Source organism: Paeniglutamicibacter sp. MACA_103 (genome assembly GCF_045798555.1).
In the GTDB taxonomy this organism is placed as follows: domain Bacteria; phylum Actinomycetota; class Actinomycetes; order Actinomycetales; family Micrococcaceae; genus Paeniglutamicibacter.
On record NZ_JBIXLN010000078.1, the window covers coordinates 1 to 11,478 of the forward strand.

General features: G+C 68.2%; 9 protein-coding genes. 5 read left to right on the forward strand and 4 right to left on the reverse strand.

Annotated elements, in window-relative coordinates:
- Positions 1-61: 61 nt before the first annotated feature.
- From ACIPVK_RS21045 to ACIPVK_RS21065, 5 genes are all read left to right on the forward strand, one after another.
- Positions 62-2,191: a cytochrome c oxidase assembly protein gene (locus ACIPVK_RS21045; RefSeq protein WP_407613939.1), complete on the forward strand. Its 2,130-nt coding sequence runs from the start codon at positions 62-64 to the stop codon at positions 2,189-2,191.
- Between the two features lie 16 nt (positions 2,192-2,207).
- Positions 2,208-2,951 carry a hypothetical protein gene (locus tag ACIPVK_RS21050; RefSeq protein WP_407613940.1) on the forward strand — a complete coding sequence of 248 codons (744 nt, stop codon included), beginning with the start codon at positions 2,208-2,210 and terminating at the stop codon, positions 2,949-2,951.
- A 142-nt stretch (positions 2,952-3,093) separates the two neighbouring features.
- Entirely contained in the window at positions 3,094-5,049 is a 1,956-nt protein-coding gene (locus tag ACIPVK_RS21055; protein WP_407613941.1) for an NHL domain-containing thioredoxin family protein, read from the forward strand.
- 231 nt (positions 5,050-5,280) lie between these two features.
- Positions 5,281-5,778, forward strand: coding sequence for a MarR family winged helix-turn-helix transcriptional regulator (locus ACIPVK_RS21060; protein ID WP_407613942.1), 498 nt, complete (start codon positions 5,281-5,283; stop codon positions 5,776-5,778).
- Between the two features lie 5 nt (positions 5,779-5,783).
- Entirely contained in the window at positions 5,784-7,055 is a 1,272-nt protein-coding gene (locus ACIPVK_RS21065; RefSeq protein ID WP_407613947.1) for an MFS transporter, read from the forward strand.
- A 27-nt stretch (positions 7,056-7,082) separates the two neighbouring features.
- On the opposite strand, the gene ACIPVK_RS21070 is transcribed toward ACIPVK_RS21065, so the two are convergent.
- The 4 genes from ACIPVK_RS21070 to ACIPVK_RS21085 form a co-directional block, all read right to left on the reverse strand.
- Positions 7,083-8,078 (reverse strand): hypothetical protein, encoded by a 996-nt coding sequence (locus tag ACIPVK_RS21070; protein ID WP_407613943.1) that lies wholly within the window; start codon positions 8,076-8,078, stop codon positions 7,083-7,085.
- 46 nt (positions 8,079-8,124) lie between these two features.
- The gene (locus tag ACIPVK_RS21075; protein WP_407613944.1) at positions 8,125-9,828 is read right to left on the reverse strand and encodes a helicase HerA-like domain-containing protein; all 1,704 of its coding nucleotides are present in this window, start codon (positions 9,826-9,828) and stop codon (positions 8,125-8,127) included.
- Between the two features lie 136 nt (positions 9,829-9,964).
- Entirely contained in the window at positions 9,965-10,747 is a 783-nt protein-coding gene (locus ACIPVK_RS21080; protein WP_407613945.1) for an amino acid ABC transporter ATP-binding protein, read from the reverse strand.
- Positions 10,734-11,399: an amino acid ABC transporter permease gene (locus ACIPVK_RS21085; RefSeq protein WP_407613946.1), complete on the reverse strand. Its 666-nt coding sequence runs from the start codon at positions 11,397-11,399 to the stop codon at positions 10,734-10,736. The genes ACIPVK_RS21080 and ACIPVK_RS21085 overlap by 14 nt, the downstream gene beginning before the upstream one ends.
- Positions 11,400-11,478: the final 79 nt, after the last annotated feature.

Sequence of the window (11,478 nt, forward strand, 5' to 3'; positions counted from 1 at the left end):
GGGCCCCGGGAGTGCGGCCAATCGGTGGGAGAATGAAGCGGCAGGAAGCTGAAAGGACATTGTGAACAAGTCACGGAACACGCAGGCCACGGCCTTCAGGGCGCAGGAAGCGAACCCCGCGGGACGGCTGTGGCCCCTGCTGACCCTTCCCGCGCTGGTGGTCGGCGTGCTGGTGCTGATCGCTGCCAGCTACTTTGCCGGCACCGCGCAGGCCAGCGAGCTGGGTGACCCCGGTCCACTGATCCGCTGGGCACTTCCCGCGGCCAAGGCGCTGCACCACTCCTCGATGGCCATCACGATTGCCGCGCTCGTCTTTGCCGCCACCATCCTGCCGCGTTCCACCAAGCCCAAGCGCCCGGCGCCGGGCGAACACGACACCGACGGCGGGGAAATCCATCCCGCCTTTGCCCGCACCATGAACCTTGCCGCGGCCGCAGGCATGCTCTGGACCGTTTCCGCCGCGGCAGTGATGGTCTTCAACTTCTGGGACCTCGTCGGCAAGCCCATGAGCAGCGATCCCACCTACACGGCCGCGATGCTCGACTACGTCCTGAACATTTCCGTGGGCCGGGCCTGGGCCTGGATGATCGTGATTGCCGCGATCACCTCCTCGCTGGCCTTCGGTGTGCGGTCCCCGGCCTTGGTGGGCGCCACCACCGTCTTTTCCCTCGCGGGAGTCCTGCCGATGTCGCTGATCGGCCACGCGGCCGGGGGAGATGACCACTGGGGCGCAGTCAACTCGATCATGCTGCACCTGGTGGGCGTGTGCCTCTGGTTCGGCGGCATCGTCGTGCTCGCGGCACTGGCCCCGTTGCTGGCCTCCAAGGCCCCGGGACGCTACGCCGGGGCAAGGCCAATCCTGGCCGGCACCGTGCTGCACCGCTTCTCCGCCCTGGCCACCCTCTCCCTCGTCCTGGTCGCCGGTTCCGGAGTCGTGAACGCGTCCATCCGCATCACCGACTGGGACCAGTGGATGACCCCCTACGGCTGGCTGGTCATCGCCAAGGCCGTGGCCACCCTGGGCCTTGGCGCGTTGGGCCTGGCCCACCGCCGCCGCGTCATTCCCGCCCTTGAAGCCGGGAAGATCCAAGCCACGCGGGCCGCCTGGCTGGTGGTGGGTGCGGAGGCCATCGTCATGGCCGCCGTCATGGCGCTGGCCACGGTGCTGGCACGCACCGCGCCGCCCACCCCGGACACCGCTCCGGAACTGCCCACCCCGGCACGCCTGCTCACCGGATACGAGCTTCCCCCCGAACTGACCAGCGACAGCTGGCTGGAGGTCTGGCGCTTCGACTGGCTCTGGATTGCCATCGTGATCTTCCTCGCCGTCGCCTACCTGTGGGCCGTGGTGACGGTGCGCCGCCGCGGCGACAAGTGGTCGATCCTGCTGACCATGTCCTGGCTCATCGGCCTGGGCGCGCTGTTCTACTTCACCTCCGGCGCCCTGGCCGTCTACGGCAAGATCCTCTTCTCCGTGCACATGGTCGACCACATGGCGCTGACCATGGTCGCGCCGCTGTTCCTGGTGGTCGGCTCCCCGGTCACGCTGGCGCTGAAGGCCCTGGGCTCGCGCTCCGACGGGACCCGCGGGCCGCGCGAATGGATCCTGGTGCTGGTCCACTCGAAGTTCTCGGCGTTGGTCACCAACCCGCTCTTCGCCGCCGCCAACTTCGCCGGCTCCATCGTCATCTTCTACGAAACCGATGCCTTCGGCTTCGCACTGCGCAACCACATGGGCCACGAGCTGATGAACGTGCACTTCCTGATCACCGGATACCTCTTTGCGCTGTCCATGATCGGCACCGACCCCGTCCCGAAGCGCGCCGCGTACCCGCTGCGCCTGGTGATCCTGCTGGCCACCATGGCCTTCCACGCCTTCTACGGGGTCTCCATCATGAGCTCCACCTCGCTGTACCAGGCCGACTGGTTCGGCAACATGGGACGCCCCTGGGGTGCCGACGCGCTGGCGGACCAACGGCTGGGAGCCGGCGCCATGTGGGGGATCGGCGAGGTGCCGACACTGCTGCTGGCCCTGGGCGTGATGGTGTCCTGGAGCCGGGACGACTCCAAGGAATCCAAGCGCAAGGACCGGCAGGCGGAGCGCGACAACGACGCGGAACTGCACGCGTACAACGACATGTTTGCCAAGCTGAAGAAGCAGGACGAGGAGAGCGCGCGCCGTGGCCGCTAGAAACAAGACGGGTGCAATGCGCACCCTTGCCCTGACCGTGTCCCTGGGGCTGGCACTTGCCGGCTGCGCCGGGGCACCGGATGCCGCGGAGCTGCCCGCGGGCCACGCTCCGCTGCCCACGGACGCGGCAGCCGCCTCGCCCAGCGCGGAAGCGGCGGAACTGAACGTCTCCGAACTCGCGGTGGCCTCGGGCATCTCCATGGCCGCGCGGCTGGGCTTCGACAAGGCGCGGGTCATCTCCGGGACCGAACTGACCGAGCTGAAGAAGGCGCCGGAGGAAACCCTGGGCGGGGTCGCGGTGCTGCCCACCCGGTGCGCCGACGTTATCGAGTCGCTGAACTGGTCGCCGCTGCAGATGGGCGGGGAGGGCGCGCGCACCGATTTCCTGACCGAGAAGATCGCCGCCACAGGATCGGTCGAGGTCGCCGAGATCACCGACAAGTCGGCCCTCGAGGCGCATTACGCCACCGTGCTGGCGATGCTCACCGACTGCAAGAAGGTGACCCTGCACCAGGACATCGACACCGTTCCCTTCGCCACCTCCAAGCCGGACCTCAAGGCCGGCGAGGCCGATTCGGCCATCGCCTGGACCCGCGGCACCCCGGGCCAGGGAATGCGGCAGCAGGCCCTGGTGTTGATCAAGACCAAGGGAGACCATGTGGCCATGGTTTCCTTCATTGCCGAAGACGGCCTCGAGGCCCCCGAGTTCAGCCAGTTGGCGGCCCAGGTCCTCAACGCCGCACTCGCCCAGGCGGGCTAGACGCCCGCACCTTGTCCCGGGGCGGGTGGCGGAGCCCGCCGTGCGGGTTCGTCGCATCAGGTCATGATGTCCCGACCCGGGGACCAAACCGGGATAATTGAATCCAGCACCGCGTCAGCCGACAAGCTCAAGGAGTATCCCCATGACAGCGCCCACTAACACCGGAACCGAATCCGTGCGCACCTCGTACAAGGTCCGCGCCTCCGAACTGGTCGGCCGCAACTGGCTGAACACCGGCGGGAAGCAGCTGGACCTGGGGGACTTCCGCGGCAAGATCACCATCCTGGACTTCTGGACCTTCTGCTGCATCAACTGCCTCCACGTGCTCGACGAGCTGCGTCCGCTGGAGGCCAAGTACTCCGACGTCCTGGTGACCGTGGGCGTGCACTCCCCGAAGTTCGAGTACGAGGCCGATCCGGTGGCCCTGGCCGCCGCCGTGGAACGCTACGAAATCCAGCACCCGGTGCTCGACGACCCCGAGCTTGTCACCTGGCAGGCCTACGGCGCCCGCGCCTGGCCGACCCTGGTGGTCGTGGACCCCGAAGGCTACATCGTCGCCCACCTCTCCGGCGAGGGCCACGCCAGCGGACTGGAGTCCCTGGTGGAGGAACTCATCGCCGAGCACGAGGCCAAGGGCACGCTGCACCGCGGCACCGGCCCCTACGTGGCACCGCCGGCCCGCGAGGGCGACCTGCGCTTCCCCGGCAAGGCCGTGGCGCTGGACAACGGGAACTTCCTCGTCGGGGACTCCGGGCACCACCGCATCGTGGAACTGGGCAACGACCTGTCCACCGTGGTGCGCACCTTCGGCTCCGGCGCGAAGGGCTTTGCCGACGGCGACGCGGCAACCGCGCAGTTCAACGAACCGCAGGGCCTGGCGCTGCTCCCGGCCGAGCTGGCCGCAAGCGTGGGCTACCACGCGGTCATCGCCGACACCGTCAACCACCGGCTGCGCGGGCTGAACCTGGACACCGGGGCCGTCACCACGCTGGCCGGCAACGGCGTCCAGCGCCTGCTCGATGCCGACCAGGCGCGTGCAGCCGTGGACGAGAACAACGAGGAGGTGTGGATCAGTGAGTTGGGCAACGATCCGCTGAACACCTCGCTGTCCTCCCCGTGGGACGTGCTGTGGAGCCCCAAGACCAAGGCCGTCGCCATCGCGATGGCCGGAACCCACCAGATCTTCACCCTCGACCCGGTGACCTCGGCCCTGGGCGTGTTCGCCGGGACCGGCCTGGAAGGCCTGGCCGACGGCGCGCCGGGGGAGAGCTGGTTTGCCCAGTCCTCCGGCCTGGCGCTGGATGCGCAGGAAAACATCTGGGTCGCCGACTCGGAGACCTCCGCGCTGCGCCGCCTGGTGCTGGCCGAGGACGGCTCCGTCGCCGCAGTGGAGACCGCCATCGGCGCAGGGCTCTTTGACTTCGGGTTCCGCGACGGCGACGCCGGCCAGGCCCGCCTGCAGCACCCGCTGGGCGTCGCGGCGCTGCCCGACGGCTCGATCGCCATCGCCGACACCTACAACGGCGCGGTGCGCCGCTACGACCCCGCCACCGCCACCGTCAGCACCCTGGCCCGCGGGCTCAACGAGCCGGCCGACGTGCAGCTCGACACCTCCGTGGACGGGGAGCCGGTGCTGCTGGTCGTGGAGACCAACAGCCACCAGCTGGTGCGCCTGCCGCTGCCGGCCGAGGCACTGGTCGTCGACGAGGGCGCCAGCCAGACCCAGCGCCCCAAGACCAAGGTCACCGCGGGGGAGCACGCGCTGACCGTGCGCTTCTCCGCGCCCAAGGGCCAGAAGCTCGATGACCGCTGGGGGGATCCCACGCAGCTGAAGATCTCCTCCTCCCCGGAGGAACTGCTGCTGTCCGGCGGCGGCACCTCGACGGGCCTGACCCGCACCCTGGAGCTGAACCCGGAGATCCCCGAGGGCGTCCTGCACATCACCGCCCGCGCGGCCGCCTGCGACGGCGAGCCGGGCGGCGAGATCCCGATGCACGCGGCCTGCCACCTCTACCAGCAGGACTGGGGCATCCCGGTGATCCTGGACGCACAGGGCGAAAGCGAGCTGGTCCTGGACCTGCGCGGGCTGGACAACTAGCGAGTCGTTTCCGGAGCCCTGGCACGAGGCCCGTCCCCTTTCCGGGGACGGGCCTCGCGGCGTCTTGGGGGCCAGCGGGGATAAGTGGGGCATCTCACCGCCGCTAGGGGCCGAACGGTGAGGCGCGTCATGGCGGGGAAATTTCGGCACGAGTATCGTTAGCAATGCTAAAGAAACTAACGAGGTCGAAACCAGAGACGCCGGGTGCACCGGCGCATTGAAGGAGGGTCCGTGGCTCGCCCGGATCAAGTGAACGAAACCAACAACGCCCCGAAACCCGAACGAACAACCCCCGCGACCGTCTGCGACGCCAGCGACGCCGGGGACCTGGCCGCCGAACTGCGGGTGGCCGTGATGAAGACATCCCGCCGCCTCCGCCTGGAGTCAAGCTCCGAAACGCTCACCCCTGCGCAGTATTCGGTGCTCGCGGGCCTGAGGAACGAGCAGCACACCATCGGCGAACTGGCCGCCCGCGAACAGGTCGCGGCCCCGTCCATGACGCGCATCGTGAAATCCCTGCTGGAGGCCGGCCTGGTCACCCGCACGGCCAGCGAGCACGACGGACGCCAGGTGCTGATCGCGCTCACCACCGCGGGCACGGAGGCCTACCAGGGGGCCCGCAGCCAACGCACCGCCTGGCTGGCCCGGCGCCTGGAGACGCTCGGCGCCAGGGACCGGGCAACGCTCGCGCGGGCCGCGGCCCTGCTGCAGGAAATGAGCGCCAAGTGAGCCGGATGTTCAGCGCCCTGAAAAACCCCAACTACCGCCTCTGGACCGCCGGCGCCTTGGTCTCCAACATCGGCACCTGGATGCAGCGCGTGGCCCAGGACTGGCTGGTGCTCACCATCCTGACGGACCATGACGGAACCGCCACCGGCATCACCACCGGCCTGCAATTCCTGCCCATCCTCTTCCTGGGCCCGTTTGCCGGCGTGCTCGCGGACCGCATGGACAAGCGCAAGCTGCTGTTGGTCACCCAATCGGCCATGGGCGTCTTCGCCACCGTCCTGGGCGTGCTGGTGGCCACCGGCACCGCCGAGCTCTGGCACGTGTACCTGCTGGCCTTCGGCCTGGGCGTCGCCAGCGCCTTCGACGCCCCGGCGCGCCAGGCCTTCGTCTCCGAGCTGGTCCCCGCCGGCGACCTGCCCAACGCCGTGGCGCTGAACAGCGCCTCGTTCAACCTGGCCCGGCTGGCCGGCCCCGGCGTCGCCGGGATGCTGATTGCCTTCTTCGGGACCGGACCGGCATTCCTGATCAATGCCGCCAGCTTCGGCGCGGTGATCTTCTCCCTGGCCAGGATGCGGAAGGAGAAGTTCCAGCCCACCACGCTGGTGGCCCGCCGGAAGGGGCAGATCCGCGAGGGGGTGGCCTATGTGCGCCAGCGCCCGGACCTGCTGCTGATCTTCGCGCTGGCCTTCGTCGTGGCGACCTTCGGACTGAACTTCCAGCTCACCAACGCCATGATGGCCACCGACGTCTTCCACGTCGGTGCCGGGGAGTTCGGCTTGCTGGGAACCATCATGGCCATCGGCACCCTGGCCGGAGCCTTGCTGGCCGCCCGGCGCGGCCGGCCACGGATGCGCTACCTGCTGGGCGGCGCGATCGGCTTCGGTGCCACTGCACTGATTGCCAGCTTCATGCCGAGCTTCCTCGGGTACGCGCTGATGATGGTGCCGGTGGGCCTGGCGTCGCTGACGTTCCTGAACAGCGCCAACACCATGATCCAGCTGTCGGTCGATCCCGCCTACCGCGGACGCGTGCTGGGGCTCTACGTGATGGTGGTCCAGGGCGGAACGCCGCTGGGCGCCCCGCTGGTGGGCTGGCTCGGCACCGAATTCGGGGCCCGCTGGTCGGTGGGCAGCGGTGCGGTGCTCTCCCTGGTCGCCGGACTCATCGCCGTCATCGTGGTGCTGCGCAGGTCGCGGAACACCCCGCGCCTGAACGCCGGTTCCCCGGCCACGCACCAGGCCGTTTCCCGCCCGTTGGTGCCCGCGCTGGGCAGGTAGGCCCCGCGGGCAGGGCCGAGGCCGCGTTTATTCGCTGGAGACGGGGGTGACCCGGACCTTGGTGGTGTTGGCCTTGAGGGCCGCGGTGAACCCGAAGGTTTCCTCGATGGTCTGTTCGGTGTACCTGCCGGTGCGCAGGTCCTGCTCGGTGAGTTCCAGGCGGGCCTTGACCGTCAACGGACGCAGGGCCCAGCCCCCGTCGAAGGAAACGATCTCGGCGGCGGGGTAGTCCACGATGCTCCAGTGGATGGAATCCGACTGCACCCGTGCCGAGGTGGAGTAGCTCATCGGGCAGCCCCCGGGCATCAGCACCTGCTGCTTGGCACAGCCATCGAGGTACGCGGTGATTTGCTTGTTGACCTCGTCGAGCAACTTCTTGGTCGGTTGGGTCCGCAGCTTCACCTCCGTCCCCTTCTTCGCGAATTCGGTGACGGCCAGTCCGCGCGAGTCGGCACTGAAGTTGGGGGTCGCGAAACCGGTGTCGATGACAGCGGGCACAAACACCGGCACGGTGGCCTGGCCCTTGACCAGCGGGGCGCGTCGCGCATTCACGACGACCTCGTTGGTGGTGTTTGCCGAAATTGCCACCGTGGGCAGGGTGGTGGGCGAGAACTCCCAGTTGTCGAAGAACAGCCAGCTGCGCCCGGTGTGCCGCAACTGGTAGGAGGTTTGCTGCTCGACGCCGTGGATCGAGTAGCTGGCCACGACCTTGACGGTGTCCTCGGCTCCGAGGATCTCCTCGGGCTTGCCGACGGTGAAATCCTTGATGTCGGCGCTGGCGGCCCTTAGCCCCTCGCCGTCAAGCAACAGGGCATTGCCCGCGGGCACCTTGGCATTCAGCAGGCCCAGCGCCGCGGCGCCTTCGCCCTTGACGAGGTGTGATTGGAGTTCCTTGACCATTTGGCCGGGCCCGAAGACCTTCTGGTTCACCAAGACGACGACGGAAACCGCGACTACGGCCAGCAGCACAAGGGCCGCCGCCCAGATGGCAGCGACCCTGGTGGGTGATAAACGTTCGCTCATTGAGTCCTAGGCTACCGGGAAAATCGCGTCGTCTGCGCAAGCCCGCCTAGCGGCGGCGGCGGCGCCGGGTGCCGAACATGCCGCGGAGCATTTCCCGGCCGAACATGTTTGCCGCCTGTAAGGCCATGTCAAGTAGGGGATTATCGGGTTTCTGCATCGGCGCGGGGGCGCGGGTCTTGCCGCGGGGGGAACCCGTGGTGGCCACCGGCGGTTCGGGCTGGCTGTAGTCGGCTGCACCCGGTTCCGGCGCGGAATTGGGGATCGACGACGGGCGGCCGAGGATGGATTCCTCGATGTTCCGTGCGGCGGCATCGATGTCGGCCTGGGTCTGGCCGGGGCCCGGCACCCGGGCGGCGACCGATCCTCCGGTGGGCACCGGTGCGGCCGCGTCCGAGGTGGTGGCTGCGCTGAGTTTCTCATAGGCGGATTCGCGGTCCACGCTCGTGCCGTAGACCTGCATCAGGGCGGAGGAACCGATGATCCCGGACACCGTGTCGGGGGAGGAAGGCCCCATGGTCGATTCCGGGCTCCACATGCGGGTCCAGGCCACCGGGGTGGGTGCGCCCTTCTCGTTCATGACGGTGACCACCGCTTCGCCGGTGCCGGCCTGCGTCAGCGCCGCATCGAGGTCGTAGTCGCTGGTGGGGAACGTGGAGATCGTCGCCTTCAGTGCCTTCGCGTCGTCGGGGGTGAAGGCCCGCAACGCGTGCTGGATCCGGTTGGCCAGCTGCCCCAGCACGTCGCCCGGAACGTCCTTGGGCGTCTGGGTCACGAAGAAGACGCCGACGCCCTTGGAACGGATCAACCGGACCGTGGCGGTGATCGAGGTCAGGAAAGCCTTGGACGCCCCGTTGAAGAGCAGGTGCGCCTCGTCGAGGAAGAACACCAGCTTGGGCTTCTCCGGGTCCCCGGCCTCCGGCAGCTCGGCAAAGAGGTCCGCCAGCAGCCAGATCATGAAGGTGGAAAAGAGCAGCGGCTTTTCCATGAGGGTCGGGAGCTCCAGGATGCTGATGACCCCGCGCCCGTCCGGTGCCTGGCGCAGGAGCTCGGCGGTGTCGAATTCCGGTTCGCCGAAGAACGATTCCATGCCTTGGGCCTGAAGCGTGACAAGCTCGCGCAGGATGACGCCGGCGGTCGCCTTGGAAACCCCGCCCAGGCCCTCGAGTTCGTCCTTGCCTTCGTCGCTGGTCAGGTGCTGGATGACAGCGCGAAGGTCCTTGAGGTCGTGGAGATCCAGGTCCTTGGTGTCGGCGTAGTGGAAGATCAGCTGGAGGCAGGATTCCTGGGTCTCGTTCAACTCCATGATCCGGGAGAGCAGGATGGGACCAAAGGAGGAAATCGTGGCCCGGATCGGGGTTCCCTGCCCGTCGCCGCCCAGGGCGTAGTACTCCACGGGGAAGGACTTGGCTTCCCATTCCATGCCGACCGAGGCGGTGCGTGCAGTGAGCTTTTCCGTCGGGGTTCCCGCCGTGGAGAGACCGGTGAGGTCGCCCTTGATGTCGGCAAGGAAGACCGGAACCCCGTGGGCCGACAGCTGTTCGGCCATCAACTGCAGGGTGATGGTCTTGCCGGTGCCGGTGGCTCCTGCCACCAGGCCGTGCCGGTTCATCATCCGCAACGGCAGGCGCACCTGCGCCTCGGGGAAGACCTGGCCATCGACCAGTGCCGCACCCAGGTTCACCGCCAAACCGTCAAAGGCATAACCTGCGCTGATGGATTCCACATGCTGGGCTGTTGTCATCTTGGCCATGTCCATAGCCTACGGTCTGAAACACGTCAGTGGTGGTGGGCGCGCCAATTCTTTTTGGCAGGCAACACGGCGGCGGGCTCCCGGAAGAAATCCCCGGGACCCGCCGTCGTCGTGCCGGGCGTGCCGCGCCGTTGCCCTAGAACGGGTTGAGCAGGCGGTGCACGAACTGTTGGGTGCGCTCGTTTTGCGGATCCCGCAACACCACGTCGGGGTGGCCGCGCTCGACAACCACGCCCTGGTCCATGAACACCACCTCGTCGGCGACCTCCCGGGCAAAGGCCAGCTCGTGGGTCACCAGGACCATGGTCCAGCCCTCGTCGGCCAGCTCCTTGATCACCTTCAGCACGTCGCCCACGAGCTCCGGGTCCAGGGCCGAGGTCGGCTCGTCGAAGAGCAGCAACGAGGGTTTCAGCGCAAGCGCCCGGACAATGCCCACCCGCTGCTGCTGTCCGCCGGAGAGCTGATGCGGGTACTGGTGGTGCTTCTCGGCCAGGCCCACCCGGGCCAGCAGGGCTTCGGCTTCGGCAACGGCCTCCTTGCGTTTGCGGCGCTGGACCTGGACGGGTCCCTCGATGATGTTTTCCAGCACCGTCATGTGCGGGAAGAGATTGTAGTTCTGGAAGACCATGGCGCTGCGGGTGCGCAGCACCTGCGCCTGCTTCTGCGTCGTGCCCGGCGTAAAGGACACCTCGGGACCGCCCTCGAAGGCGACCGTCCCGCCGTCGGGGATCTCCAGGCCGTTCAGGCAGCGCAGCACCGTGGTCTTGCCGGAGCCCGAGGGGCCGATCAGCGCGAGCACCTGGCCCTTGCCGATCTGCATGTCGATCGACCTGAGGACCTGGTGGTCGCCGAAGCTCTTCTGCAGGCCGGCCACCCTCAGCAGCGCGGGGGCGTTCGTGGCGGGGTTAGTGTGCGACATAGCGGTCAAGCCTTCTTTCCAGTCGGGTTTGGCCGGCGGAGAGCACCAGGCAGAACACCCAGTAGACCAGGGCCGCCTCGATGTAGACCAGCATGAATTCCTGGCTGAAGGCGGCAATTTCCTGGGCCCTGCGGAACAGTTCGGTGAAGGTGATCAGCGAGGCCAGGGAGGTGTCCTTGACCAGGGAGATGAAGGTGTTGGACAGCGGCGGCACCGAGACCCGGGCGGCCTGCGGCAGGATCACCCTGCGCAGCGTGGTGGTGCGCGACATGCCGATGGTGTAGCCGGCCTCCCACTGGCCCTTGGCCACCGAGAGGATGGCCGCGCGGATGACCTCGGCCGCGTAGCCGCCCACGTTCATCGAGAAGGCTATGACCGCGCTGGGCCACGGGTCCAGGGTCACCCCGATGGAGGGCAGGCCGTAGAAGATCACGAAGAGCTGCACCAGCAGCGGGGTCCCGCGGATCACCGAGATGTAGGCGCGGGCGATGAACGAGACCGCCGGATTGCGGCTGAGCCGCATCAACGCCATGACCAGCGCTATGGCCAGGCCGATGGCAAAGCTTGCCAACGACAGGGGAATGGTCCCGCTCAGCCCGCCGAGCAAGATGGGCCAGAACGAATCGCCGACCAGTTGCCAATCGAGATCCATGGGCAGTACTCCTTTGCAAGGTGGAATCGCGGGGGGGGGGGGGGGGGGGGGGGGGGGGGGGGCGGGGGGGGGGGGGGGG